Source organism: Pseudomonas parafulva NBRC 16636 = DSM 17004 (assembly GCF_000730645.1).
GTDB classification, from domain to species: Bacteria; Pseudomonadota; Gammaproteobacteria; order Pseudomonadales; family Pseudomonadaceae; genus Aquipseudomonas; species Aquipseudomonas parafulva.
Genome location: NZ_BBIU01000017.1, coordinates 122,702 through 146,227, shown reverse-complemented (window position 1 = coordinate 146,227; position 23,526 = coordinate 122,702). Strand labels below are relative to the sequence as shown.

Here is a 23,526-nt window from a genome sequence, read left to right as displayed (position 1 = left end):
ATATTGCCTGCCTACAGGGTGCCCGTCGCGCCTCCCACCGCATTCACGCCCTCCAGTGTGGTAAACGAAATATCTTTCGCGGTGAGCAGAAAGTCGCTCATGTAAGCCATCTCCAGCATGTCGCTTCGTACCCCGGCGTACAGCGTTGCCTGCACGCCTTCAGCGCCCAGGCGCCTGGCGAGCACGTAGCCACGGGTGGTGTATTCATGCACCGCCCAGTTCGGCAGGCAGCAGACACCCCGGCCGCTGGCCACCAGTTGCATCATCATGATGGTCATTTCTGCCGTGCGTACCTGTGCAGGTTCAAGGTCGGCCGGGTCCAGGAAGCGGGTGAAGATGTCCAGCCGGTCGCGCTCGATGGGGTAGGTGATCAAGGTCTGCCCGGAGAGGTCGGCAGGTTCCACGTAGGCTTTTGCACGCAGCGCATGGTGTTTGTCGATGGCCAGCACGGCCTCGTACCCGAACAGCGGCACGTAGGTAATGCCGGGCAGAGGGATGGGGTCGGAGGTGACCACCAGGTCCAGGTCGCCGCGGGCCAAGGCCGGCAGCGGCGCAAACGACAGCCCCGACGCGAGGTCCAGTTCCACCTCTGGCCAGGCGCTGCGAAACTCGTCCAGCGAGGGCATCAGCCACTGGTAGCAACTGTGGCACTCGATGGCGATGTGCAACCGGTCCGCCGCACCGCCTGCCAGTTTGGCCAGGTTACGCTCGGTGCTGCGGATAAGCGGCAGCACCTGGTCCGCCAACTGCAACAGCTTCAAGCCTGCAGTGGTGAAACGCACCGGTTTGGACTTGCGCACGAACACCGGCATGCCCACCCGGCTTTCCAGCTCGCGAAACTGATGCGACAGCGCCGACTGGGTCAGGTGCAGGCGTTCGGCAGCGTCGGGCAGGCTATCGGCCTCGCGCAGGGCACGTAGGGTGCGCAGGTGTCTCAGGTCGATCACGGGCAGCGCTAAGGCAGTTGCTGCGCAGCGAGCTCACGGCGCACGATGTCGGCACCTGCACTCAGCGCCCGCAGCTTGCCACTGGCCACCTGGCGGGGCAGGGGTGCCATGCCGCAGTTGGTGCACGGGTACAGCTTGTCGGCATCGACAAACGCCAGTGCCTTGCGCAGCGTATTGGCCACTTCCTCTGGCGTTTCGACGGTGTGGGTTGCCACGTCGATGGCACCTACCATCACCTTCTTGCCACGGATCAATTCGATGAGGTCCATGGGCACGCGCGAGTTGTGGCACTCCAACGAAACGATGTCGATGCTGGACTGCTGCAGTTTCGGGAACGCTTCCTCGTACTGGCGCCACTCCGAACCCAGTGTCTTTTTCCAGTCGGTGTTGGCCTTGATGCCGTAGCCGTAACAGATATGCACGGCGGTTTCGCATTTCAGGCCTTCGATTGCCCGCTCCAGCGTTGCCACACCCCAGTCGTTCACTTCGTCGAAGAACACATTGAACGCGGGTTCGTCGAACTGGATGATATCCACGCCGGCCGCTTCCAGCTCGCGCGCTTCCTGGTTGAGAATCTTGGCGAACTCCCAGGCCAGCTTTTCGCGGCTCTTGTAGTGGCTGTCGTAGAGCGTGTCGATCATGGTCATCGGGCCAGGCAATGCCCACTTGATAGGCTGCCGGGTTTGCTGGCGCAAGAACCGCGCATCCTCTACGAACACCGGCTTGAGGCGGGCTACCTCGCCGACCACCGTGGGCACGCTGGCATCGTAGCGGTCACGGATTCGGACGGTTTCCCGCTTTTCGAAATCAACGCCGCTGAGGTGTTCGATGAACGTGGTGACGAAGTGCTGACGGGTCTGTTCGCCGTCGCTGACAATATCGATACCCGCGTGCTGTTGTTCTTGCAGCGCCAGGCGCAATGCATCCTGCTTGCCTTCGCGCAGGCCTGCGTCTTGCAGCTTCCACGGTGACCACAGGGTTTCAGGCTCTGCGAGCCAGGAGGGTTTCGGCAAGCTGCCGGCGGTGGACGTGGGCAATAACGTTTTCATGGACAGTAGCCTTGCATGCAGGGGCGGTCAGGCCGCGTAGTTCGCGGACCATTGCTCGAGAATCGTGTGGTAGGGCGTGATGAAGTGCGCTTCGGCAAATCGCCCTTGTTCAATGGCTAGCCGGCTGCGCTCTTCGCGGTCGTACACGATACGCGTCAGCGAGTAATCACCGTGCTCGAGGCTGGGCTGGTAAGTGGCGCCCGCCACGGCATTGGCATTGTAGATTTCAGGCCGGTAGATCTTCTGGAAGGTGTCCATCGTGCTGACGGTGCTGATCAGTTCCAGGGCGGTGTAATCGTTAAGCAGGTCCCCGGCGAAATAGAAGGCCAGCGGCGCCACACTGTTGGGCGGCATGAAGTAGCGAACGCGCAACCCCATCTTTGCAAAATAGTCATCGGTCAGGGAGTACGCGTCCTGCTGGTACTCGTAACCCAATACCGGGTGCTGGTTCTCGGTGCGACGGTAGGTGCGGCTGCTGGAGACACTCAGGCAAATAACCGGCTGTTTTTCAAAGTGCGTCCGGTAGGCGTCCGATTGCAGGAAGTGTTTGAACAGCTTGCCATGCAACTCGCCGAAGTGCGCAGGGGTGCTGAATGCCTTCCGGTCGCGGTTGTGCTCCAGCAGCACGACACTGAAATCATAATCGCGCACGTAGGACGAAAAGTTATTGCCGACGACGCCTGGCAGGCGGGCCCCTGTTTGCTGGTCGACAACGGTGGTTTTAAGAATTTCGATCAGGGGCAGGGCAGTGCCGCTGCGCCCGCTGCCGATCGCCATTTCGACAGAAACGATATCCAGTTCTACGCGGTAGCGGTCGGCGTTTGGGTTGTCCCAATGGGCCAGGGCATTGAAGCGGTTATTGATCATGCCCAAGGTATTGCGCAAGTTTTCCTGGCGCTGCTCACCCCTCGCCAAGTTGGCAAAGTTGGTGGTGATGCGGGTGTTTTCGCAGGGGCGATAATGTTCGTCAAAACTGACGCTTTTAAGGCTGAATGTAAACGGGGAAGTTGTCATGATCACGAGGTCCACTCAAATGCCAAGGCCTTCAAATTGAGGGGCATCTTAAAGTGGCGCATTGGCCAGGCGGAACTGAAACGATTTCAGCCCGCCTTCAATCCTGTTCATGACGTGACCGGCACACTGTTTCAGGCCGGGGTGGCCACCTTGTGGAACCGTCGCGCCAGAAACGGCGTGATATCCAGCGGCAGGGCTTCGTCGTGGATCACTTTGTCCAGCATGACCCCTGTGATGGCCGAGGTCAGGATGCCGGTGCGGAAATGCCCGCAGGCATTAAAGTACCCCGGCATGTCATCTACGGGGCCCAGGATCGGCAGTTCATCTGGCGAGCCCGGCCGCAGGCCGGCCCAGGTACGCTTCAGGTTGACGTCGGCCAATGCCGGCACGCAACGGGTCGCACCCTGCACCAGGCTGCTGATCTCTGGGAATGTAGTGGTGACGTCATAGCCCTTTTCCTCGGTGGTGCTGCCTATCAGGATTTCGCCGTTATCCTTCTGTGCCATGTAGCAATCGCTGGTGGTGATGCAGCCGTTCAGCAGCTTGGGTAGGCGCTCGGTCAACACGATCTGGCCTTTCACCGGCTTCACCGGGATGGACAGCCCTGTGGCCCATTCACTCAGCTCAGCGGCCCAGGCACCGGCTGCGTTGATCAGGGTGTTGCAATGGAAATCCCCCGCCTGCGCCGTACGCACGCCCTTGACCCGCCCACCTTGGTGCAACACGCCTGTGACCGGGGTGTTGAGGTACAGGTCGACGCCGTTCTGCCGCGCCGCTTCCATATACGCATCGCCCAGGCGATAAGGGCTCACCTGGTGGTCGCAGAGAAACTCCAGGGCGCCATTGGCCTGGTCGGTGACGGCGGGCTCCGTTTCGCGCAAGGCCTTGCGGTCCAGCCAGCGCACCTGCGCCTGCAGGTGCGGGATGTGCCGCACGATGTGCTCGGCGTACAGCTGGTCCTCATCGTCCTGGATCACGTACTTGAGCCCAGTGCGCTCGAACTTGAAGTCCATGCCATGGCGTTCGATCAGTTCCTGGTGCAACTGGGGGTATAGCGCATTGGACTGTAAGGCCAGCTCGAAAAAACACTGGGGCAGGATGTGCGGTGTGCTCGAATCCACCGCCACTGCCGCGCCATGGGCCTGGCGCTTGGCCTGGGACGAGAGCATGCGAAAGAAGATTACCCCGCACCCCAGGCCCACCGATTCGCCGATGGCCCACAGCCCCCCGGCCGAGGCGCGGGTGGCGTTGCCAGGGCGCTTGTCGTCGATCAGCGCAATGCGCAGGTTGCCGCGCTTTGACAGCTGGTACGCACACGAAGCGCCAATTACCCCGGCGCCGGCGATTACGATGTCGTAGGTCTTGTTCATGTCAGGCCTCCGTGCCCAAGTGCTTGAATGCGGAAAACGGGACGGGGTCCACCGGGAACCTCGGCCTTAGCCAACCCACGTCGGCACGGCCGGTGGCGGCGCGTAGGCGGTCGCTGCAATAGCCCACGCACATGCGCCCCTGGCAGTCGCCCATGCTGACCCGGGTGCGCATTTTCAGCCCGGCCATGTCCTGCACGCCCTGCTGCAGGGCGAGGTCGATGGCCTCCCGGGTGACCTGTTCGCAGCGGCAGATCACCGTGTCGGCCTGTGGCAACTCGACTTGCGCGGGGCCCCGTGCGGTGTAGCGTTCCACCCCGGAGCGAAAGCGGCCAATGCCCGCCAGTTGCCCCAGGTAACGCTCGCGCCGCTCGATGGCCTGCTCGGCGTTGAGCACGCCGCGCTGGTGCAGAATAGACACCGCCGCTATACGACCGGTCAGCATCGCTGCCTCACCCCCGCGGATGCCAGCCATGTCGCCGGCCAGGTGAATGTGCGGCACGTTGCTCTGCTGCCACGCGTTGCATTCAGCACGCAGGTAGCCGTCTGCGCTGTAGCCATGGGCCAGCCCCAACTGCTGGCTTAGCTGGGTGCGCGGAATGAAACCATAACCCACCGCCAGGGTTTGCACCGACTCGCGCTGCACCCGTTTCAGGTCGGCCTGCCAGGCCTGGTCGTAGGGCGCAACGCTGACCTCGCTCAACTCCCCCTCACCACGCGCCGCCACCACGCCCCAGCCGTAGTGCATGGGGATGCCATGCAATTTGAGATAGCCCAGCATGCTCAGGCCATCGAGAAACAGCTGCGGCTTGTTCATCAGCGCCAGGGTCTCCCGGGCAATGCGGGAGAAGGCACAGGCCTCAAATACACCTGTTACTTTGGCGCCGGCTGCATGCAGTTGGCAGGCAACCAGTGGCAGCAACGGGCCGGTACCGGCAATCAAGGTACGGCCCAGCGGCTTCACTACGTTGCTCTTGATCTGCAACTGCAACCCGCCCAGCAGCATCACCCCGGGCAAAGTCCAGCCCGGGAATGGCACATTGCGTTCGTGGCAGCCTGCCGCCAGTACCAGTTGTTCATAGCCCACCGGCTGCAGTTGCTCCTGCTCGTCGAGCATCATCAGGCTCTGGTTGTCGGCGCCTACCACGCGGCTGTTGAGGCGCAGGTCGATGTGCCTGGCACAGGTGGCGAAGTCTGCGTGCAGCTTGCCCAGGGCCTTGCTGTAGCGTGCGCCCAGGTAACCCACGTCTACACCGCCTCTCAATGGCCCGCGAAACACCACGCCGCCGGGGCGCGACGCTTCGTCGATGAGCACACTGCCCACCCCCTCGTTGGCCAGCTCGATGGCGGCAGCCATACCGGCCGAGCCACCGCCGACAATTACTGGGCGCATGCTCATGCCGGCACCTCGCTGCAGATTGGGTTGACCAGGGTTTCGACACGCATGCCCGGGCGTACCACAGTCTGGCAGGCGCGACGCTTGGCGCGGCCGTCGATGGCCACCAGGCAGCAATGGCATACACCCATGCCGCAGAACGCGCCACTGACCTGGCCGTGGTCGTTGCGCGCCAGCTGGCGCAAGCCCACGGCGTTGAGCACGCTGAGCACCGTCTCGCCTGGGGCTGCGTTGACGGGTGATCCGTTGATATGGAGGGTGATGGGGTCAGCCGCAAGCGGCTGGATATCGAGGGTTCGTTCCATGAAGTACTCCTGCAATCCGTGTGCATGGGGTGGCACAGAGTACGGAAGATAGTTGCAGGAAAAATTGACCTGGAGCGGTGAATCAGTTGGATTCCATTGTAGGTAAAAACATGAGGTGACCGCCGGTCAAGCCGCTTGCGAGGTCAGCATCAGCCTTCGGGAAGGCTGATGCCACAAACGAACTCATCGGAACCTAACCGGTGTGATCCGTACTCCACAACATAATCCGCACCGCGTCGGCGGGCCTCCACGGTTGCGGTCGCGTGGTCGGCGTACACATCCACCAAATGCCACGGATGGCGATCACGCAATACGCCCCACCCAAACACCCAGCCTTCTTTGAAAGGATCTTTGGGCAGGTTTTTCGCAAGGCTGCGAATGGTCATGAAAGGCTCCTGATAACAGCCGAACTCAGGGCAGGTACAGGATGGTGTAGGACGCGTCACACTTGGGGCCAAGCACTACAGGTTTCTCGAACAGCGTAGTACCGGTCAGCCCGACGCCGTAATGTGCACCGCTGGCTTTTTCCAGGCGAGCCCACAAACCCAGGTCATGGATTTCGATACGCGTGGCCACGCGGGCATGGTGGCCGAGTTCGTACTCGATGCGCTCTACAACATCTTTGGCTTCTTCTTCTGTCATGCTGTGTGCTCCTCGCCAGACCAAGTACCGCCCACACCCAGGTGGACACCTGGTATGAGCTCTCACAATTAATTAGAGCCCAAGACAGTCCGGTTGGTTCTTTTACCCGACGGACGTGAGGGGAATCGTACCTCGCACCTGAATTTCTGAACTCTTCAAAGTACCGCCGCCTCAATTGAGAAATATCTTGAGGCAATATTTCGATGCTCCCACACAGCCAGCAAGGTCAAGGCCCCATCACGTTTGTGTTGATGCATTTTTTGGGTGGGTCCCACCGCACGTGGGGCCCCACACTGCCGTTTCTTGACCGCGAACACACCTGTGTGGCGCTGAATACGCCGGGCTACGGCGATGCGCGCGACGTTACGGGTTATACGGTCGAGCAGATGGCGGACCATGTAGACCTCAGCATTCGTGAACTCGGGCTGCAGCGTTGCATTCTTGTAGGCCATTCCATGACCGGCAAGGTAGCCGTGGTGCTGGCTTCGCGCCGGCCGGCCTACCTGCAAGGGCTGGTGCTGGTTGCGCCATCGCCACCCGGGCCACAACCGATGAGCGACAGCGACCGTGACCGGCAGCGTACCTACGGCGCCTCCAGGGAAGAGGCAGAGGCGTTTGTTGATGAATCCAGTTTCCACCGTTTGCCCGAAGCCCTGCGCGAAGTCGCGATTGCCGATGCCCAGTCGGTAAACCTGGAAGCCTGGCGCGCCTGGGTTGACCACGGCAGCCGCGAGGACTGGCAATACCGCATCGGCACCTTGCCTTACCCTGCGCTGCTGATATGCGGCAGTGATGACGTACAGGTCCCCGGCCCAGACGAGCAGCAGCGCACCACCTTGTCGCATTTCCCGGACCACCTGCTGCTCACGCTCCCCGGCGCAGGTCACCTGATGCCCCTGCAAACCCCGCAGGCGTTGGCCCACCCCATGCTCAAATTTGCTGAACGTATCGCTGCATCTACCCCTGAAGGAGAACGTTGATGGACTTAGGCTTGAGTAACCGTGTAGCTCTCATCAGCGGCGCCGCTGGCGGGATAGGCCTGGCTACCGCACACCTGTTGGCGGGTGAGGGTGTAAAGCTGGTATTGACGGACATGGACCCGGACAAGCTGAAAAAGGCTGCATCTGACCTGCAGGGCGAGCCCCTGCTGATTGCTGCAGACATGACTGACCAAGGGGAAGTCGACGGGCTTGTGCGCCAAGCAGAAGCCCACTTTGGCCAGGTGGATATCGTCGTGCATACCGCCGGGGTAACCGGTGCCAAAGGCGATCCGCTCGAGCTGGCGGATGCCGACTACCAGGAAGCCTGGGACACTGACTTCTTCAGCGCTGTGCGCATCGCCCGGGCAGCCATACCGGCCATGCGCAAACGGGGTTGGGGGCGCCTGGTGTGCATCACCTCGGAAAACGCGGTGCAGCCGTATTGGGAAGAGGCCGTGTACAACGTGGCCAAGGCCGCGCTGGCAGCTTTCATCAAGAACCTGTCGTACAAGGAAGCAGCCCACGGTGTGCTGTGCAATACCGTATCCCCGGCCTTCATCGAGACAGGCATGACCGACGGCATGATGAAAAAGCGTGCCGAGGAAAAGGGCGTCAGCTTCGACGAGGCGGTGAAGAGCTTCCTGGAAGAAGAACGCCCGGGCATCGTGCAACAGCGGCGTGGCCAGCCAGAGGAGGTAGCGGCAGCCATCGCCTTGCTGGTATCCGAGCGGGCGTCCTTCATCAATGGCAGCAACCTGCGGGTTGATGGCGGGTCGGTACAGAGCGTTCAGAACTGACCAGTGCCATGCAGCGGGCTGCAATGCGGCCCGCTGCGCCTGCCATGGCAAAGTTTCAACGCCTCATCCGCAAAGAGGCTCGATCAACTGGGCGCCTTCGCAGCGCACGTTACCCACACTTGCATCCACCTTGTGCCAGGTAAAAGCTGAGGCTGGGCGGCCGGCGCTGTGCACGATGGCCTCTGCCCGTTGCACCGTCGTGCGCGGATCCAGCCATTCCCTGGCCAGGGCTGGTGTAAGCACCAGCGGCTTGCGGGCGTGAATAGCCGCAAGTCCTCCATCTGCAGCCGTAGTAAGCACCACGAAACCACCACCCTGTTTAGGCCTCGCATCTGCCAGGGCGGCGAAGAACAGCGCCTCCCCGTTGGCCGCCTGTATATGGTAGGGCTGCTTGCCTTTCAACGCGCCAGGGTCGCTGACCCACTCGAACCAGCCATTTGCCGGCGCCAAGGCGCGCCCATTGGGCCACAGCGCTTTGAAGAAAGGCGATTGCGTAACCGTTTCGGCCCGTGCATTGATGGGCCCCGGGCCCTTGCCAGTGGCCCAAGTTGGCGCCCAACCCCACGGCACCTTGCCCACACACAAGCCACCTGGCGCTTCACGTATAAGCGCCGCCTGGCTGCGCGGCGCTACGTTGTAGCGGTTAATCGGCGCTTCGTCATAGCCGTTGATGACCACCAGGTCCAGGGCCAGCTGGCGCAGGTAGAAGTCCATGCTCTGGTAGAGGGAATAGCGCCCGCACATGGTTTACCTCCCATCGCTGCTGCTGGCGCGCCAGCCATGCAGGGTATTTGATCTGTATGTATATACAGTTTGTTCTGTGTGCGCAGTAAAGGCCAGCGGCCGTGCAGCGATACCGACGGGCGGGTTTGCGCAACGTGGCAGAGAAGGGGGTTTGCCGTATGCGCCCGCCCTGCGTGACTGCTAGGCTGATACTACCTGTCGGTGTTTTTGGCTGAACCTCGCGCAGCAGAGCGGGTCACTATTGAAAGGGTTCGCCAGTTGTCGTGTTTTGCGTTGCCAGTTTCTGAAGGTTGGCTCGCTCAGGTCAGGCTCTTCAGGTGAATCACTGCGGCAATGGAGGCAGGCTATGGATTATTCCAGTATGGTTGAATCGTTGAACAAGATGCTGAAGGCAACAGCGGATGCGCGTGAGCGTCGCGGTGAGAGTGTCGAGGTAAAGGTTGCCGCCGATGAACAAGCTGATAGCTGTGAATCGGAGCAACTGGAACAACTGTCGTGGAAAGCCGACAGTCGCCCCAGAATGAACCGCTTGGTAGTCGCTCGCGACGGCCGTTGTACGCCGTGAGCGCTCTGCCGCGCCGGCGTTCTATGAGTTACTCATTGAACTGGATGACCATGCGGCCTTTTATCTTCCCTTCGATCATTTCTTCGAAAATCTGATTGATGTCTTCTACCGGTCGCAGGGTGACCTTCGGTACGACCTTGCCTTCTGCAGCAAACTGGAAAGCTTCTTCCAAGTCCTGACGCGTACCGACCAGCGAACCGATTACCTGGATGCCGTCCAGTACCAAGCGTGGAATATTCAGGTTCATGGACTCTGTAGGCAAGCCCACCGCCACCAACCGCCCGCCTGCGCGCAGGGCGTCTACGGCTGAGTTGAATGCAGCCTTGGCTACAGCGGTTACAACCGCAGCGTGAGCGCCACCGGTTTTGGCCTGGATGACCTTGGCGGCGTCTTCTTCAAGCGGGTTGATCACCAGGTCTGCGCCCATTTCGCTGGCGAAGCGCAGTTGCTCCGGGTTCACGTCGATGGCGATCACCTTGGCGTTGAACACGTTCTTCGCGTACTGCAGGGCCAGGTTGCCCAGCCCACCGAGGCCGTAGATGGCGATCCATTGGCCGGGGCGAATGTTGGAGGTTTTCACGGCCTTGTAGGTGGTAACGCCGGCGCAGGTAATGCTGCTGGCAGCGCCAGAATCCAGCCCGTCTGGCACCTTGACCGAGTAGTCGGCCTGCACGATGCAGGCTTCAGCCATGCCGCCGTCCACGGTGTAGCCAGCGTTCTTCACATCGCGGCACAGGGTTTCATTACCGCTGGTGCAGTACTCGCAGTGGCCACAGCCTTGGTAGAACCAGGCCACACTGGCGCGGTCACCCGGTTTGAGCGAGGTCACGCCCGGGCCCACTTCCTGAACCACGCCGATGCCTTCGTGACCCAGCACTACGCCGGTCTTGTCACCGAAGTCGCCATTTTTCACGTGCAGGTCGGTGTGGCACACGCCACAGCACTGCATCTTCAGCAACGCTTCGCCGTGCTCGAGCGGGCGCAGGGTTTTCTCCACGACTTCCACGCGACGGCCTGGTGCAACAACAGCAGCTTTCATATGAACCTCCGTGTTTATCCGGTTTGGCTTGCATAACAGCCGGCTAAGCATAGCCCCTGTGTGCGGCGGTAAAACTGCTACAGGTCATGGAAGCGTATGAGGGCGGCTGGTAAATCGCGCGCAAAGAAAAGCCCGCGGCAAGGAGGCGGCGGGCTGCAAGAACGTACGGAGCAGGGTCAGAATGCCAATGCAGATGTCAGTATTTCGTGAACGGCAGGTGATGAGAGCGTTCAGGCCAGCAATTGATTTGGGCGTGTGCGCCAGCAGGGTCGCAGGCATAAAAGAGCCCGCCACAGTGGGCGGGCAAGATGCGCTTGAAGGGAACACGCACAGGGTGCAAGTGGCGGGTTAAGCCTGCATTAAGCGCTGTATATTTGACCCGTCAGCAGCATCAGCCTATATAGGCGTGCCCATCTACCCAGGAGCCCCCATGCGCGACGACGATGACCTGCACGAACCTGAGCACGATCACCTACTCGACCACGAGTTTCTCTATGAGGGCTATGAGCCGGAGGCCGATGCCCAAGGCGCTGAGGACGAACTGGATGCGCAAGCTGCGGATGACCTGGACGCTGACGAGCGCGATCACCCGGCCTGGTTTGATGATTGTGACGACGACTGACTCAACGCCCGTCTACGGAGAACCGCCCAGGGCCGCTGACAGCCAGTGATAACAGGCCGCCCATGATGGCGAGGTTTTTCAGGAACTGGGTCATGTTGGCGCTGCGTGCAGGCTCGATCATCGTCCAGAACGGGTGGCCCAGCAGTGCAGTGCCCAATACGAACAGCGCGAACAGCAACGCCAGCGGCCGGGTATAGAAGCCCAGAATCAACAGGATGCCAACCGCGAACTCCATGCAGACGGCAATGCCTGCTGCCAGGGTAGGGGCCGGAGCCCCCAGCGAAGCCATGTAGCTGACTGTGCCGTCAAAACCCGTCAGTTTGGCCCAGCCGGAAAACACGAAAAGGGTCATGAGCAAAACGCGGGCGAGCAGCAGGACGAGGTCGCGTTGACCTTCAAGCATCGAATAGCGCATGGCGAGCTTCCAGTGGGCAGGGACAAAAACCACTGTAGCAGGTGCGCGAAACATTGCTGCGCCCAGCAAAAAGGCGCCCGTTGAGGCGCCTTTTTAATAGTGAGTGGTGCGAGTGGCGGGACTCGAACCCGCAAGGCTCACGCCGACAGATTTTAAGTCTGCTGTGTATACCAATTCCACCACACTCGCACGCTTGAAAGGGTCGCAGTGACCAGCTCGCTTCCTGGCAGAAGGGCTTTGCAATCAAGCGCGCTTTATAACCCATCGTTATAGTTGAGTCAACTCTAGCACCTATGCTCAACACAGGAGCGTTCGGTCAAATGGAGAATTGACAGGCGGTTGTCGATGGCCCACTGTAGCCCGATCACTGGATCCAAACAGTAGGGCCAGGTGTTGCGGGGCCAGGCTTCAGCGCTTGGCATGTCGTCCAGGGCGACGCCCGATTTTTCATTTTGTCCCTCCCGCTGTGCCAGTGGAGTTCTCATGGTTTCAGCCGATTGCCCGGTTACCCCGGTGATACCCGCCTCGCGATATGAACAGCTGGTTCAGTCAGTGGTGGATTACGCCATCTACATGCTCGACCCTGCTGGCCATGTGGTGTCGTGGAACGCGGGCGCCGAGCGCATCAAGGGCTACACCGCCGACGAGGTGGTTGGCCGGCATTTTTCGATCTTCTTCCCCCCGCAGGATTGCGCTGACGGCCGGCCCGAGCAGTTGCTGCGCCAGGCATTGGAAAGCGGCCGGGCGCAGGATGAGGGCTGGCGGGTGCGCAAGGACGGTACGCAGTTCTGGGCGCTGGCGGCCCTGGATGTGATCCGTGACGACGAAGGGCAGGTTGTGGGCCTGGCCAAGGTCACCCGGGATGTAACAGACCGTCGCGAGGCTGCACTGCAGCTCGATAACGTTCGGGCACAATTGTTCGAGGCGCAGAAGCTCGAAGCGCTCGGCCAGTTGACGGGCGGCCTGGCCCACGACTTCAACAACCTGCTGACCATCATCATCAGCTCTGCGCGCATGGCGCTGACTTCGGACGACCCGGAGCGCTCCAGGCGCATGTTGCAGAACATCCTGGAGGCCGGGCAGCGTGGTACCGACCTGACCCGCCAGTTGCTCAGCTTTGCGCGCCATCGCACACTCGATGTGGCCAGCATCGACCCCAGCAGCTTGCTGGATGCCACCCGCGGCCTGCTGGAGCATGCGCTGCCTGATGCAATTCGGCTTGAGGTGCAGGTACAACCCGACCTGCCGCTCATTGAGGTGGATGCCGGGCAGTTGCAGATGGTACTGCTCAACCTGCTGTTCAATGCGCGGGACGCCATTGCAGGGCCGGGGCGCATCGGCTTGACGGTTGGGGTAGTGGGCTTGTCGGGGGAAGTGGAGGGCCTGCACGGCCGTTTTGTCTGCTTCCAGGTTCAGGACAGCGGTGAGGGCATCGCGGCGGACGTACTGCCGCGCATCTTCGAGCCGTTTTTCACCACCAAGGCGTTCGGCAAAGGTACTGGGTTGGGCCTTAGCCAGGTGTATGGCTTCGCCAGGCAGAGCGGCGGGGCCATCAGCGTGCACAGCGTGGCCGGGGAGGGCACGTGCATGCAGCTTTATCTGCCAATCTCTCATGGCCATACACACAGCCTTGCGCACAGGTAGCGAGCATGACACACGAACTCAAGCGGCTGGTGACGGGGATCGAAGGGCTTGATGCACTGCTCAGGGGCGGGCTGGTGGCCGGCGCGGCCTACATCGTTCAGGGGCCACCGGGTGCGGGCAAAACCATTCTGGCCAACCAGCTGGCCTGCGGCCACGTACGCAGCGGCGGGCGGGTGCTGGTAGCCACCTTGCTCAGCGAGTCTCACGAACGGCTGTTCCAGTACCTGGGCACGCTGGATTTCTTCGACCCGGCGCTGGTAGGTGACCAGATTCAGTTCGTCAGTGCGTTCGATACCCTGGAGCAGGAAGGGCTGGACGCGGTGGTGCGGCTGCTGCGTCAGGAGATTGCCCGGCAAAAGGCCACGCTATTGGTTGTGGACGGGGTGCTCAACGCCCGCGCACGTGCCGAAAGTGCACTCGACACCAAGAAGTTCGTGTCCGCCCTCCAGGGCCATGCCGCTTTCGCAGGCTGTACGGTGCTTTTGCTGACCAGCGCGCGGATGGAAGAGGGCAGCCCGGAGCACACCATGGTCGACGGTGTGATCGAACTGGGCGAGCACATGGTGGGTAGCCGCGCCGTGCGCAGCATTCAACTGCGCAAGACGCGCGGCAGCGCTGCCTTGTCCGGGCGCCACGAGTGCCTGATCGATCGCACTGGCATGCGGGTATTCCCACGGCTTGAGTCGCTGTTCAGCCACCCCAGCCAGCACGGCAGTTGTACTCCAGGGCGGGTCAGCAGTGGTGTGCCCAGCCTGGACGACATGCTTGATGGCGGCCTGGCAGCCGCATCTGTGACCCTGTTGATGGGCCCCTCCGGCATTGGCAAGACTTCGCTGGGCCTGGCATTTCTCAGTGCCAGCACAAAGCAGGTGCCAGGGTTGCATTTCGGTTTCTACGAACCGCCAGAACGTCTGCGCAACAAGGCGGCCTCATTGGGCTTCGATTTTCGTTCGATGGAGCAGGAGGGTAGCCTGCAGTTGTGCTGGCAGCCTACTACTGAAGGCCTGCTGGACCAATTGGGCGCACGCCTGATCGAGCAGGTGGATGCCATGGGCGCCAAGCGGGTGGTGATCGACAGCCTGGGTGCTTTTAGCCGGCTTGCCATGGAGCCCGCCCGCCTCAACGCGTTTTTCCGGGCATTGACCGGCGAGCTCAGGGCCCGCGATGTGAGTGTGATGCTCACGTGGGAGATGCGCGATATTTTCGGGGCAGAAATCAGCGCCCCGGCGCCCGACCTTTCCAGCATTGTCGACAACCTCATGCTGATGCGCTTCGTGGAACTCGACTCAAGCCTGCGGCGCATGCTCTCCATACTCAAGGTGCGCGATGGGCAGCACCATACGTCCCCACACGAGCTGATAATAGGCACGCGGGGCATAAGCCTGCACAAGGCCTTCGAAGGGGCCAGCGGCATGCTTTCGGGCACGGCTGTGGCGAACCCCAGCGGATGATGGCCAGCCCATGAAAACCATCCTCATCGTTGATGACGAATACTTGATCGCCGAGATTCTGGGCTATGCCCTGGAGGATGAAGGTTTTCAGGTGAGAAAGGCCAGCAACGGGGTCAAGGCGCTTGCAGCGTTGAAGGATGCACCGGTGCAGCTGATCATTACCGATTACATGATGCCGCTGCTCAATGGGGAGGAACTGGCCCGTGCACTGCGCAAGGACCCGGCGTGGCGCACGCTGCCGATCATTCTCATGAGCGGTGCCCAGGCCAACCAGGGTTGCCCTGATTTGTTCGCAGCCGTTTTTGACAAGCCTTTCGACATGGACCGCATGATCGCGACGGTTCGCGACCTGCTGGGCAACTGATCGGCAAGCAGGCGCATCCATGCTGCCTGGCGTGTGCCTTGGACGTTAGTCTTCGTGCTTTTCCGGGGCTGGGCTGCCGGCCTGGATGCGCTTGAAGATCTCTTCGCGGTGAACCTGGACATCTTTGGGGGCATCGATGCCTATCCTCACCTGCATCCCCTTCACGCCCAAAATGGTGACTTTGATGTCATCGTTGATGACGATGCTCTCGCCAACCTTGCGGGTGAGTATCAGCATGTAGTTCTCCTTGGTGATAAAAAAGTCCGCTGAGCCAGTGCCCTGGCGGTGGGAGCGTGTCCCTCTTCCTTCTCATTAAAGACGCTTTCGGCGGCTAGTAATTCCCCTGGGGAGACAAAAACTGTCGCGTGTTCAGGAGGCAGGCGCCGAGGCAAACCCCTGCGGGTCTGTCGGCCAAGGTGCTCGGTGGCAAGAATAGGGGGGTTGCTGGCCAATGGGAAATTTCTTTGCATGATGATGGGGATAGACGGGGTTAATGTTCAACCCCGGCGGCGCGGGCTAATAACGCCGGGCAACTGTAGGAGCGAGCAGAGCTCGCGATGCGCCGCGCAAGCGGCGCTCAACACAGCCTCACCCCGCCTGCTGTTCCTCCAGCGCCTGCAAAAACAGCAGCAGGGCAACCTCTTCCGGGTCCAGCCCCTTGCGTACCCGGTTTTTGGGCAGCGCAGCCAGTCGCCCGAGTGCATAATGCTCAAGCACGGCCGGGTGAATATAACAGCGCCGGCAAACGGCCGGTGTATTGCCCAGGCGCGCTGCCACCTCGCGCACGATCGACGCCACCTGGCGCTTGGCCTCGGTTTCCGGCTCCCAGGCAAGCGGCTTGAGCAGGTCAAGGGCCAGGCTGCTGCCTGCCCAGGTGCGGTAGTCCTTGGCGGTAAAGTCGGCTCCGGTGAGCGTTTGCAGAAACTGGTTCACGTCGCTTGAGCCAATGCTGTGCCGTTGGCCTTCGTCATCCAGGTACTGGAACAACGCCTGGCCCGGCAGCTCCATGCACCGTTTGAGCAGGTTGGCCAGGCGCCGGTCGCGCAGGGTGACGTCGTGTTCCACACCGCGCTTGCCGCGGAACTGAAAACGAATGGTGCTGCCTTTCACCTCCACGTGGCGGTTGCGTAGGGTGGTCAGGCCGTAGGAGCGGTTGTCGCGCATGTAGCGCTGGTTGCCGATACGGATCAAGGTGTGGTCCAGCAGGCTCACGACCAACGCCATCACCTTTTCCCGGTCCAGCCCCGGGCGGGCCAGGTGGGTTTCCAGTTGTGCCCGCAGTTTAGGCAGCACCTGGGCAAAGGCGAGCATGCGCCCGTACTTGTGCTGGTCCCGGGTTTCGCGCCATTGCGCATGGTAGCGGTACTGCTTGCGGCCCCGGGCATCGCGGCCAGTGGCTTGCAGGTGGCCCTGCGGGTCGGCGCATATCCACACATCGGTATACGCGGGCGGTATGACGAGGGCCGCGATGCGCGCGAGGACCTCGGGGTCGCGCACGCGCTCGCCGTCAGCGTCCTGGTAGATGAAGCGGTCCCGCCAGCGGCGGCGGGTCAGGCCAGGCTGGCTGTCGTCTACGTAGTGCAGGGATGCGGGAAGCGGGCAGTCAAGCATGGGCGGCAGGCCTCGATCAGGTCACTGATCAATGGACATCAGCCGCTTGGCCGTTGCTCCATTCAAATGCTCAGCCCAGCAGCGCCACCGACTTGATCTGCGCGAACAGCAACTGGCCGGGGTGCAGGCCGAGCTGGTGCGCCGAGTAGCGGGTAACGCGAGCCAGCAGGGCATTACCTCCGGCGTCCAGGCTGACCAGCACATGCGCCGGGTTGTCGGCAGGGCGGGTTTCGCACACCCGTACCCGCACGCGGTTCAGGATGCTGGACGCACTGTCGGCATCCAGCGCCAGGCTGACGTCCCGGGCCTGCACTTTCACCCTCAGGGTGCTGCCCATTACGTGGGCCGGGTGCGCGAAGCGCAGCAATGGGCCGCTGCTGCCAGGCAGGCGCAGGTCGAGCAAGTCGTACTGCGGGTCATGGCCAACCACCAGCCCTTCGAACACCACGCCTGCGTCTTCGCTCTGGGCCAGCGACAGGTCAAGGCGGGCGAGGGTTTCGCCGATGGGGCCACTGGCAACCGCCTGGCCTTGTTCCAGCAGCACCAGGTGGTCTGCCAGGCGCGCCACTTCGTCCTGGGCATGGCTGACATATACCAACGGGATGTCCAGTTCGTCGTGCAGGCGCTCCAGGTATGGCAGGATTTCGCGCTTGCGTGGCCCGTCGAGCGCAGCCAGCGGCTCGTCCATCAGCAGCAGCCTTGGGCTGCTGAGCAGGGCGCGGGCGATACCTACCCGCTGCGCTTCGCCGCCGGACAAGGTCGCCGGCCGGCGCGCCAGCAGGTGGCCTATGCCCAGCAGCGCGCTGGCCTGTTCAAGGCTGACCTTGCGCTGCGCAGGTGCGACGCGGCGCCAGCCAAACTCCAGGTTGCCGCGTACGCTAAGGTGTGGGAATAGGCTGGCTTCCTGGAACACATAACCCACTGGCCGCAGGTGCGGTGCCACGAATTGGCCCCGGGCGCTGTCTTCCCAGACTTCGCCATTCACCTCCACGTATGCGCTGGTAGCGCGTTCAAGCCCGGCAAGGCAGCGCAGGCAACTGGTCTTGCCCGAGCCGGAGTGGCCGAACAACGCGCTGATACCGCGCCCGGGCAGGTGCAGGTTTACGTCCAGGGTAAAGTCGTCGCGTGCCAGTTTCAGGCGCGCCACAATCGCTTGGGTCATGTCAGCTCCAGCCAGCCTTGCCGCGTCGCCCGGCATACAGCAGGAGCAGCACCAGGAAAGAGAACACCAGCATGGCGCCAGCCAGCCAGTGGGCTTGTGCGTAGGCCATGCCTTCGACGTGATCGAAGATCTGCACCGAGACCACGCGCGTCTTGTCGGGAATGTTGCCGCCAATCATCAGCACCACGCCAAACTCCCCCACGGTATGGGCAAAGCCGAGGATGCTGGCCGTGACGAAGCCTGGGCGCGCCAGTGGCAGCACCACATGCACGAATGTGTCCCACGGGCTGGCCCGCAGTGTGGCGGCCACTTCCAGCGGGCGCTGGCCAATGGCGCCGAAGGCATTCTGCAGGGGCTGCACCACGAACGGCATGGAATAGATCACCGAGCCGATGACCAGGCCGCTGAAGCTGAACACCACGCTGCCCAGGCCCAGTGCTGCCGTGGCCTGGCCAAGCCAGCCGTGGGGGCCCAGTGCGATGAGCAGGTAGAAGCCGATGACCGTAGGGGGCAGCACCAGTGGCAACGCCACCACCGCGCCCACGGGCCCGCGCAACCATGACCGCGTGCGGGCCAGCCACCAGGCGATCGGCGTGCCAACCACCAGCAGAATCAGGGTGGTCAGGCTGGCCAGTTTCAAGGTCAGCCAGATTGCACCCAGGTCACTGGCGTCCAGTGGCATCAGATTTCATAACCGTAAGACTTGATCACCGCCGCGGCCTTGGGGCCTTTGAGGTAATCCACCAGCGCCTTGGCGGCTGGGTTGTCCTTGCCCTTTTCCAGAATCACCGCGTCCTGGCGGATAGGGTCGTGCATCGACGCCGGAACGATCCAGGCCGAGCCGTTTTGTACCTTGCCGTCCTTGTAGATTTGCGACAGGGCCACGAAGCCCAGTTCGGCATTGCCGGTGGAGACAAACTGGAACGCCTGGGTGATGTTCTGACCTTCCACCAGTTTAGGCTTGGTGGCCTCGGTCAGGTTCAGCTTCGCCAATACCTGAGTGGCGGCGAGGCCGTAGGGGGCGGTTTTCGGGTTGGCAATGGACAGGTGCTTGAACTGGTTTTTCTGCAGCACGTCGCCTTTTGCGTCGACGTACCCAGGCTGCGCAGACCACAGGGCCAGGGTGCCAATGGCATAGGTGAAGCGCGAGCCTGGCACGATGGCTTTTTCTTCTTCGAGCTTGGCCGGGGTGCTGTCGTCAGCCGACAGGAACACTTCGAATGGCGCGCCGTTCTTGATTTGTGCGTAGAACTGCCCGGTGGCGCCGTAGGCGGCTACCAGCTTGTGGCCGGTGTCTTTTTCGAAGTCCTGAGCAATGGCCTGAATGGGGGCGGTGAAGTTGGCTGCAACTGCAACCTGAACTTCGTCTGCCCAGGCAGCGTTGAGGGCGAACAGGCCGGCCAGTGCAGTGACCAGGTGAGACGGGCGAATACGCATCGATACAGCTCCTTGGGGTTATCGTTATAACCTCAACTATATAGCGATAGGCCATGAAGCGGGAAGAGGGTAGATAAAGCGCTGTTTAAACGCCCACCACCGCCAAGGCGCGTGCGGCGATTTCACGCGTCAGCACAGCGGCCGCTTCGTGCCGGCCCAGCCGCAATGCCTGGCCGGCCCAGAGGTTGCTGAAAGCGCTGTCGCCCTGCGGGTCGGTGATTGCCCGCAAGGGCATCAATGCGCCGCCAGCCAGCGGGAAGCGGGGTGCCAATGCGCTCATGGGCCCCAGCTCGCGCATGATGCGGTTGTTGATGCCGCGTGCCGGGCGGCCCGTGAACAGGTTGGTCATTGCCGTATCGCTGGCCGGGGCGGTGTCCAGCGCCTGGCGATGTGCTGGCGACACCTTGGCTTCGGGGCTGAACAGGTAGGCAGTGCCGATTTGTACCGCACACGCACCCAGCGCCAGCGCCGCCACCAGGCCGCGGTGGTCGGCAATGCCGCCTGCGGCGATCACCGGCAGGCCGACCGCATCAACCACCTGCGGCACCAGCGCGAAGGTACCGATCTGGGTGGTGATGTCCTCGCTCAGGAACATGCCCCGGTGGCCACCCGCTTCGGCGCCCATGGCAATGATGGCATCGCAACCGTGGCCCTGCAGCCACACAGCCTCTTCAACGGTGGTCGCGCTGGACAGCACCTTGGCACCCGTGGCTTTGACCCTCTGCAGGTAGGCGGCAGAGGGCAGGCCGAAGTGGAAGCTGACCACCTCTGGGCGTACCTGCTCCACCAGCTGGCAGCTCTGCTCGTCAAACGGTTCACGGTTGGACACCGGCGTTGGCGCATCGAAGTCAGCGCCCAGCTCCCGGTAGTACGGTTCGAGCGCCTGCTTCCAGCGTTGATCTGCTGCGGCATCCGGGGCGGGTGGGGTGTGGCAGAAGAAGTTGAGGTTCAACGGGCGGCCCGGGCAGGCGTGGCGAAAAGTGGCCACTTCTTGCCGTACCTGCTCGCCAGTGAGCATGGCACACGGCAAAGCCCCCAGCCCGCCTGCCTCAGCCACGGCGATCGCCATGGCCGAACCTGTCGCCCCCGCCATCGGCGCCTGCAAGATGGGCACTTCGATGCCCAGCAAATCGAGGATACGGCGATCGGGCCAACGGCTCATGCAATGCTCCTTGTGGTGCAACAGGCGGGGGACGGCAGCGGTTGTCAGAGGGCCTTGCTGACCTGGATGTCGCTGATCTTGTCGGCGTCCTCGCCATGGATCTTGCGCAGGGCGTCCAAGGCCTGAGCCTGCGAATCATCCTGCATCAATGCGAAATCCCAGCGGCGCTGGCCGTCGAGTTTGTATTTGATCACGTACTTGATGGTCTGGGTCATGGTGGCCTTAGCTGAGTTTCGACGATGAACGGCGGATGATCTTGATCTTGTGGGTCAGGCTGGGCTTGCGCGTGACCGAGATCGGGCGCGTGGTCACCGTGTCGAGGGTGATGTTCCAGAAGCCGGTGCTGGGCACGGTGATCTTGGCTGGAAACTTGTCGAAATGCCCGCCGTGGTAGGTGTGACGGCCGCCGTTCTTGAAACTGCGGAAGTTGGCGTCGTTCATCAGGCGGATATTGCAGCGCTGGGAACACTCGACGACGACGATGTCGTCCTCGTTGAGGTGCTCGCGCTGGTGTACGAATTTCATGAGGGGCTCCGCAAAGTCTGGTTCTGCAAATGCGCAAGATACCACGATGTGCACGCACGCCGCCGCCCCGCGCAACGGGCGCGGATAAATCTGCCAAAGCAGGGAGCAAATGCGCCCGGGCACGGTCGAACAGGGCTGGTAATGGTTGAGGTGCAACAGATGAAGTGGATGGTGGCAGCGCTGACCCTGGCGTTGGCAGGTTGTGCCAGCGTGTCGGACATTGAACAGTCGCACGAGACGATGGACGTTATCTCGGGCAAGACACCCCGCGAATTCGCCGATTGCGTGAAGGCCGGGCTTGCGGATTCCCGCGGGCCGCTGCTGGAAGAAAAACGGGGTGATGGCCTGCGGCTGATCGTGCCGCAAAAGTTCTCGCCAGGCGCTGGCCCGGCCGCGGTGCTGGATATTGGTGAGCGGGGCAGTGGCAATGGCAGCAGCGTGAAGCTGCACGAGCGCCTGAGCAACTTCCCGTTGCGTCCAGGTGACGTGCGCAAGGCAACCACCCAGTGCATTTCAGGAAGTTGATCTAGCGCAACGGGTCGCGCTCCTTTTGCTTATATGTTTTAGGTCTAAGCATATAACAATAGAAAAGGAGATTCGCGATGACACCCTTCAAACGCGCGGTGCTCGGCAGCCTGCTGGCGCTGAGTTGGCCGGCCGCCCAGGCGGCCGATGGTCAGAAGGTATTTACCCAGGGCGGTGCCGACCCCGCCGCACTGGCGTGCATCGCCTGCCATGGTGCAGACGGCGGGGGCATGGCGGCAGCCGGCTTCCCGCGCCTGGCGGGGTTGCCGGCCGCTTACCTGGGTAAGCAATTGCGTGACTGGCGCACCGGTAGCCGCCGTCAGGCGGTGATGGAGCCGGTGGCCAAGGCCTTGACCGAGGATGAAATCAAGGCAGTCAGCACCTACCTGGCCAGCCTTCCTCAAGCACCAGCCGGCCACCTGCGGCGCCAGCAAATTGCCAATGACCCAACCGAACGGCTGGCCCTGTACGGCGACTGGAGCCGCCAGATCCCGGGGTGCGTGCAATGCCACGGGCCGGGTGGCGCAGGGCTCGGCGAGCACTTCCCGCCACTGACCGGCCAGCCTGCCAGTTACCTGGTGGCGCAACTGGACGCATGGCGCGACGGCAGCCGCAGCAATGACCCCAACCAGCTGATGGTAGGCGTGGCCAAGGCCATGACCGCTGACGAGATCAAGGCCGTGGCCGAGTTCTTCGCCCGTTCTGCCAGCCAGGAGGTCAACCCATGAAGCTGCTGATACCCGCCACGCTCCTGCTTGCCGCCGCCACCAGCCAGGCCAGCCCCGTCACCATGGAAGACCAGACCCAGCTCAACGTGCCCGATGCCCAGCGCGCGCCGCAGTTCGTACCGCCCGCCGAGGGCGAGCTGCCCGACAATGCGTTCGGCAAGATGGTGCGCGACGGGCATGCCCTGTTCGTCGACACCCGACGCCTGATGCCCGATGCGGTGGGTAACGGCATGAACTGCAGCAACTGCCACCTGGACCAGGGGCGCATGCCCCATTCGGCGCCGCTGTGGGGTGCGTACCCGATGTACCCGGCCTATCGCAAGAAAAACAACAAGGTAAACACCTATGCCGAGCGCATACAGGGCTGCTTCCAGTTCAGCATGAACGGCAGGCCGCCCGCGGCCGACAGCCCGCAGATGACCGCTTTGGCGGTGTACTCGTACTGGCTGTCGACCCAGGCGCCCACGGGGGTGGAACTGGCCGGGCGCGGTTACCCGGAGGTGCCCCAACCCACGGGTGGCTACGACTTCGCCCGTGGCCAGCAGGTGTACCAGGCGCAGTGCGCGATTTGCCACGGTGACCAGGGCGAAGGGCAAAAAGTGGCTGGCGAGTACGTGATGCCGCCGCTGTGGGGCAAGGACTCCTACAACTGGGGCGCCGGCATGCACCGCATCAACACCGCAGCGTCGTTCATCAAGTACAACATGCCGCTGGGCAAGCCCGGCAGCCTCACCGACCAGCAGGCCTGGGACGTGGCGGCATGGATCAACCGCCATGAACGGCCCCAGGACCCGCGCCTGGTGCAAGGCTCCATCGAGAAGACCCGTGTGAAGTTCCACGCCAACGACGGCGTCAACCTGTACGGGCAGAAGGTGGACGGTGTACTGATCGGGCAGGGCACTGGGGGGTGACTGATTGAACAACCGGCCTTGCCGCCGTTAAGGGGCGGGGCCGGTTGTTTCATCGCCAATGGGCGCTGCCGGGCACATGAAAGTTGGGGCCCCTTTTGAACTATCCCGCCCGCGTTCCCTCTAT

At 62.3% G+C, this 23,526-nt stretch carries 29 protein-coding genes and 1 tRNA gene; 10 read left to right on the top strand and 20 right to left on the bottom strand.

The window, feature by feature from the left end; genetic code table 11:
- Positions 1-11: 11 nt before the first annotated feature.
- The 8 genes from PPA02S_RS13350 to PPA02S_RS13315 form a co-directional block, all read right to left on the bottom strand.
- Entirely contained in the window at positions 12-947 is a 936-nt protein-coding gene (locus PPA02S_RS13350) for a LysR family transcriptional regulator (protein ID WP_028633414.1), read from the bottom strand.
- A gap of 8 nt (positions 948-955) precedes the next feature.
- Entirely contained in the window at positions 956-1,996 is a 1,041-nt protein-coding gene (locus tag PPA02S_RS13345; RefSeq protein WP_028633413.1) for a methionine synthase, read from the bottom strand.
- Positions 1,997-2,023: 27 nt separating this feature from the next.
- Positions 2,024-3,010, bottom strand: coding sequence for a DUF1852 domain-containing protein (locus PPA02S_RS13340; protein WP_028633412.1), 987 nt, complete (start codon positions 3,008-3,010; stop codon positions 2,024-2,026).
- Positions 3,011-3,141: 131 nt separating this feature from the next.
- A complete protein-coding gene (hcnC, locus tag PPA02S_RS13335; RefSeq protein WP_028633411.1) occupies positions 3,142-4,380 on the bottom strand; it encodes a cyanide-forming glycine dehydrogenase subunit HcnC in 1,239 nt (412 codons plus the stop codon).
- 1 nt (position 4,381) lies between these two features.
- Positions 4,382-5,776, bottom strand: a complete 1,395-nt coding sequence (gene hcnB, locus PPA02S_RS13330) for a cyanide-forming glycine dehydrogenase subunit HcnB (RefSeq protein ID WP_028633410.1) — start codon at positions 5,774-5,776, stop codon at positions 4,382-4,384.
- A complete protein-coding gene (locus PPA02S_RS13325; RefSeq protein ID WP_033728003.1) occupies positions 5,773-6,078 on the bottom strand; it encodes a (2Fe-2S)-binding protein in 306 nt (101 codons plus the stop codon). Before PPA02S_RS13325 ends, hcnB begins: the two co-directional genes overlap by 4 nt.
- A 149-nt stretch (positions 6,079-6,227) precedes the next feature.
- Positions 6,228-6,464 (bottom strand): hypothetical protein, encoded by a 237-nt coding sequence (locus tag PPA02S_RS13320; RefSeq protein ID WP_028633408.1) that lies wholly within the window; start codon positions 6,462-6,464, stop codon positions 6,228-6,230.
- 25 nt (positions 6,465-6,489) lie between these two features.
- Positions 6,490-6,720 carry a hypothetical protein gene (locus PPA02S_RS13315; protein WP_033728001.1) on the bottom strand — a complete coding sequence of 77 codons (231 nt, stop codon included), beginning with the start codon at positions 6,718-6,720 and terminating at the stop codon, positions 6,490-6,492.
- A 251-nt stretch (positions 6,721-6,971) separates the two neighbouring features.
- Between PPA02S_RS13315 and PPA02S_RS13310 the strand changes: the two genes are divergently transcribed.
- On the top strand, positions 6,972-7,700 hold the full coding sequence (locus PPA02S_RS13310) for an alpha/beta fold hydrolase (protein ID WP_245614695.1): 729 nt from the start codon (positions 6,972-6,974) through the stop codon (positions 7,698-7,700).
- Positions 7,700-8,497: an SDR family NAD(P)-dependent oxidoreductase gene (locus tag PPA02S_RS13305; RefSeq protein WP_028633406.1), complete on the top strand. Its 798-nt coding sequence runs from the start codon at positions 7,700-7,702 to the stop codon at positions 8,495-8,497. The genes PPA02S_RS13310 and PPA02S_RS13305 overlap by 1 nt, the downstream gene beginning before the upstream one ends.
- Before the next feature lie 63 nt (positions 8,498-8,560).
- Here the strand turns inward: PPA02S_RS13305 and PPA02S_RS13300 are convergent, their stop codons facing one another.
- Positions 8,561-9,241 (bottom strand): SOS response-associated peptidase family protein, encoded by a 681-nt coding sequence (locus PPA02S_RS13300; RefSeq protein WP_028633405.1) that lies wholly within the window; start codon positions 9,239-9,241, stop codon positions 8,561-8,563.
- A gap of 346 nt (positions 9,242-9,587) precedes the next feature.
- On the opposite strand from PPA02S_RS13300, the gene PPA02S_RS13295 reads away from it, so the two are divergent.
- Entirely contained in the window at positions 9,588-9,806 is a 219-nt protein-coding gene (locus PPA02S_RS13295) for a hypothetical protein (protein WP_028633404.1), read from the top strand.
- Positions 9,807-9,834: 28 nt separating this feature from the next.
- Here the strand turns inward: PPA02S_RS13295 and adhP are convergent, their stop codons facing one another.
- Positions 9,835-10,845, bottom strand: coding sequence for an alcohol dehydrogenase AdhP (adhP, locus tag PPA02S_RS13290; protein WP_028633403.1), 1,011 nt, complete (start codon positions 10,843-10,845; stop codon positions 9,835-9,837).
- Positions 10,846-11,275: 430 nt separating this feature from the next.
- Between adhP and PPA02S_RS13285 the strand changes: the two genes are divergently transcribed.
- Complete coding sequence (locus PPA02S_RS13285) at positions 11,276-11,467, top strand: hypothetical protein (RefSeq protein ID WP_028633402.1); 192 nt, start codon at positions 11,276-11,278, stop codon at positions 11,465-11,467.
- 1 nt (position 11,468) lies between these two features.
- On the opposite strand, the gene PPA02S_RS13280 is transcribed toward PPA02S_RS13285, so the two are convergent.
- Positions 11,469-11,882, bottom strand: a complete 414-nt coding sequence (locus PPA02S_RS13280; protein ID WP_028633401.1) for a DoxX family protein — start codon at positions 11,880-11,882, stop codon at positions 11,469-11,471.
- A gap of 104 nt (positions 11,883-11,986) precedes the next feature.
- Positions 11,987-12,071 (bottom strand) — tRNA-Leu (locus PPA02S_RS13275).
- Positions 12,072-12,365: 294 nt separating this feature from the next.
- Between PPA02S_RS13275 and PPA02S_RS13270 the strand changes: the two genes are divergently transcribed.
- Genes PPA02S_RS13270 through PPA02S_RS13260 form a run of 3 tightly spaced genes read left to right on the top strand, consistent with a single transcriptional unit; the run spans position 12,366 to position 15,341 of the window.
- Entirely contained in the window at positions 12,366-13,526 is a 1,161-nt protein-coding gene (locus tag PPA02S_RS13270; protein ID WP_033727999.1) for a two-component system sensor histidine kinase NtrB, read from the top strand.
- A 5-nt stretch (positions 13,527-13,531) separates the two neighbouring features.
- Positions 13,532-14,977: an ATPase domain-containing protein gene (locus PPA02S_RS13265; RefSeq protein WP_028633400.1), complete on the top strand. Its 1,446-nt coding sequence runs from the start codon at positions 13,532-13,534 to the stop codon at positions 14,975-14,977.
- A 10-nt stretch (positions 14,978-14,987) separates the two neighbouring features.
- Complete coding sequence (locus PPA02S_RS13260) at positions 14,988-15,341, top strand: response regulator (protein ID WP_028633399.1); 354 nt, start codon at positions 14,988-14,990, stop codon at positions 15,339-15,341.
- Between the two features lie 45 nt (positions 15,342-15,386).
- Here the strand turns inward: PPA02S_RS13260 and csrA are convergent, their stop codons facing one another.
- The 8 genes from csrA to PPA02S_RS13225 form a co-directional block, all read right to left on the bottom strand.
- The gene (gene csrA, locus PPA02S_RS13255) at positions 15,387-15,578 is read right to left on the bottom strand and encodes a carbon storage regulator CsrA (protein ID WP_028633398.1); all 192 of its coding nucleotides are present in this window, start codon (positions 15,576-15,578) and stop codon (positions 15,387-15,389) included.
- A 351-nt stretch (positions 15,579-15,929) separates the two neighbouring features.
- The gene (locus PPA02S_RS13250; RefSeq protein ID WP_028633397.1) at positions 15,930-16,952 is read right to left on the bottom strand and encodes a DNA topoisomerase IB; all 1,023 of its coding nucleotides are present in this window, start codon (positions 16,950-16,952) and stop codon (positions 15,930-15,932) included.
- A gap of 70 nt (positions 16,953-17,022) precedes the next feature.
- Entirely contained in the window at positions 17,023-18,114 is a 1,092-nt protein-coding gene (modC, locus tag PPA02S_RS13245; protein ID WP_028633396.1) for a molybdenum ABC transporter ATP-binding protein, read from the bottom strand.
- Between the two features lies 1 nt (position 18,115).
- A complete protein-coding gene (modB, locus tag PPA02S_RS13240) occupies positions 18,116-18,796 on the bottom strand; it encodes a molybdate ABC transporter permease subunit (protein WP_028633395.1) in 681 nt (226 codons plus the stop codon).
- Positions 18,796-19,551 (bottom strand): molybdate ABC transporter substrate-binding protein, encoded by a 756-nt coding sequence (gene modA / locus PPA02S_RS13235; protein ID WP_028633394.1) that lies wholly within the window; start codon positions 19,549-19,551, stop codon positions 18,796-18,798. The genes modB and modA overlap by 1 nt, the downstream gene beginning before the upstream one ends.
- An 85-nt stretch (positions 19,552-19,636) precedes the next feature.
- Positions 19,637-20,713: an NAD(P)H-dependent flavin oxidoreductase gene (locus PPA02S_RS13230; protein WP_028633393.1), complete on the bottom strand. Its 1,077-nt coding sequence runs from the start codon at positions 20,711-20,713 to the stop codon at positions 19,637-19,639.
- Between the two features lie 44 nt (positions 20,714-20,757).
- Positions 20,758-20,928: a hypothetical protein gene (locus PPA02S_RS23200; protein WP_169338813.1), complete on the bottom strand. Its 171-nt coding sequence runs from the start codon at positions 20,926-20,928 to the stop codon at positions 20,758-20,760.
- A gap of 7 nt (positions 20,929-20,935) precedes the next feature.
- The gene (locus tag PPA02S_RS13225; protein ID WP_028633392.1) at positions 20,936-21,238 is read right to left on the bottom strand and encodes a DUF1883 domain-containing protein; all 303 of its coding nucleotides are present in this window, start codon (positions 21,236-21,238) and stop codon (positions 20,936-20,938) included.
- Positions 21,239-21,397: 159 nt separating this feature from the next.
- Here PPA02S_RS13225 and PPA02S_RS13220 point away from each other — a divergent pair, with 159 nt between their 5' ends.
- From PPA02S_RS13220 to PPA02S_RS13210, 3 genes are all read left to right on the top strand, one after another.
- Positions 21,398-21,763, top strand: a complete 366-nt coding sequence (locus PPA02S_RS13220; protein WP_028633391.1) for a hypothetical protein — start codon at positions 21,398-21,400, stop codon at positions 21,761-21,763.
- Between the two features lie 77 nt (positions 21,764-21,840).
- The gene (locus tag PPA02S_RS13215) at positions 21,841-22,491 is read left to right on the top strand and encodes a c-type cytochrome (RefSeq protein ID WP_028633390.1); all 651 of its coding nucleotides are present in this window, start codon (positions 21,841-21,843) and stop codon (positions 22,489-22,491) included.
- Positions 22,488-23,402: a c-type cytochrome gene (locus PPA02S_RS13210; protein ID WP_028633389.1), complete on the top strand. Its 915-nt coding sequence runs from the start codon at positions 22,488-22,490 to the stop codon at positions 23,400-23,402. Before PPA02S_RS13215 ends, PPA02S_RS13210 begins: the two co-directional genes overlap by 4 nt.
- The last annotated feature ends 124 nt before the right edge of the window (positions 23,403-23,526 follow it).

Coding starts and splice junctions, on each gene's coding strand:
- PPA02S_RS13345 (WP_028633413.1), bottom strand. CDS start 1,996: ATGAAAACGTTATTGCCCACGTCCACCGCCGGCAGCTTGCCGAAACCC.
- PPA02S_RS13340 (WP_028633412.1), bottom strand. CDS start 3,010: ATGACAACTTCCCCGTTTACATTCAGCCTTAAAAGCGTCAGTTTTGAC.
- hcnC (WP_028633411.1), bottom strand. CDS start 4,380: ATGAACAAGACCTACGACATCGTAATCGCCGGCGCCGGGGTAATTGGC.
- hcnB (WP_028633410.1), bottom strand. CDS start 5,776: ATGAGCATGCGCCCAGTAATTGTCGGCGGTGGCTCGGCCGGTATGGCT.
- PPA02S_RS13325 (WP_033728003.1), bottom strand. CDS start 6,078: ATGGAACGAACCCTCGATATCCAGCCGCTTGCGGCTGACCCCATCACC.
- PPA02S_RS13320 (WP_028633408.1), bottom strand. CDS start 6,464: ATGACCATTCGCAGCCTTGCGAAAAACCTGCCCAAAGATCCTTTCAAA.
- PPA02S_RS13315 (WP_033728001.1), bottom strand. CDS start 6,720: ATGACAGAAGAAGAAGCCAAAGATGTTGTAGAGCGCATCGAGTACGAA.
- PPA02S_RS13310 (WP_245614695.1), top strand. CDS start 6,972: ATGCATTTTTTGGGTGGGTCCCACCGCACGTGGGGCCCCACACTGCCG.
- PPA02S_RS13305 (WP_028633406.1), top strand. CDS start 7,700: ATGGACTTAGGCTTGAGTAACCGTGTAGCTCTCATCAGCGGCGCCGCT.
- PPA02S_RS13300 (WP_028633405.1), bottom strand. CDS start 9,241: ATGTGCGGGCGCTATTCCCTCTACCAGAGCATGGACTTCTACCTGCGC.
- PPA02S_RS13295 (WP_028633404.1), top strand. CDS start 9,588: ATGGATTATTCCAGTATGGTTGAATCGTTGAACAAGATGCTGAAGGCA.
- adhP (WP_028633403.1), bottom strand. CDS start 10,845: ATGAAAGCTGCTGTTGTTGCACCAGGCCGTCGCGTGGAAGTCGTGGAG.
- PPA02S_RS13285 (WP_028633402.1), top strand. CDS start 11,276: ATGCGCGACGACGATGACCTGCACGAACCTGAGCACGATCACCTACTC.
- PPA02S_RS13280 (WP_028633401.1), bottom strand. CDS start 11,882: ATGCGCTATTCGATGCTTGAAGGTCAACGCGACCTCGTCCTGCTGCTC.
- PPA02S_RS13270 (WP_033727999.1), top strand. CDS start 12,366: ATGGTTTCAGCCGATTGCCCGGTTACCCCGGTGATACCCGCCTCGCGA.
- PPA02S_RS13265 (WP_028633400.1), top strand. CDS start 13,532: ATGACACACGAACTCAAGCGGCTGGTGACGGGGATCGAAGGGCTTGAT.
- PPA02S_RS13260 (WP_028633399.1), top strand. CDS start 14,988: ATGAAAACCATCCTCATCGTTGATGACGAATACTTGATCGCCGAGATT.
- csrA (WP_028633398.1), bottom strand. CDS start 15,578: ATGCTGATACTCACCCGCAAGGTTGGCGAGAGCATCGTCATCAACGAT.
- PPA02S_RS13250 (WP_028633397.1), bottom strand. CDS start 16,952: ATGCTTGACTGCCCGCTTCCCGCATCCCTGCACTACGTAGACGACAGC.
- modC (WP_028633396.1), bottom strand. CDS start 18,114: ATGACCCAAGCGATTGTGGCGCGCCTGAAACTGGCACGCGACGACTTT.
- modB (WP_028633395.1), bottom strand. CDS start 18,796: ATGCCACTGGACGCCAGTGACCTGGGTGCAATCTGGCTGACCTTGAAA.
- modA (WP_028633394.1), bottom strand. CDS start 19,551: ATGCGTATTCGCCCGTCTCACCTGGTCACTGCACTGGCCGGCCTGTTC.
- PPA02S_RS13230 (WP_028633393.1), bottom strand. CDS start 20,713: ATGAGCCGTTGGCCCGATCGCCGTATCCTCGATTTGCTGGGCATCGAA.
- PPA02S_RS23200 (WP_169338813.1), bottom strand. CDS start 20,928: ATGACCCAGACCATCAAGTACGTGATCAAATACAAACTCGACGGCCAG.
- PPA02S_RS13225 (WP_028633392.1), bottom strand. CDS start 21,238: ATGAAATTCGTACACCAGCGCGAGCACCTCAACGAGGACGACATCGTC.
- PPA02S_RS13220 (WP_028633391.1), top strand. CDS start 21,398: ATGAAGTGGATGGTGGCAGCGCTGACCCTGGCGTTGGCAGGTTGTGCC.
- PPA02S_RS13215 (WP_028633390.1), top strand. CDS start 21,841: ATGACACCCTTCAAACGCGCGGTGCTCGGCAGCCTGCTGGCGCTGAGT.
- PPA02S_RS13210 (WP_028633389.1), top strand. CDS start 22,488: ATGAAGCTGCTGATACCCGCCACGCTCCTGCTTGCCGCCGCCACCAGC.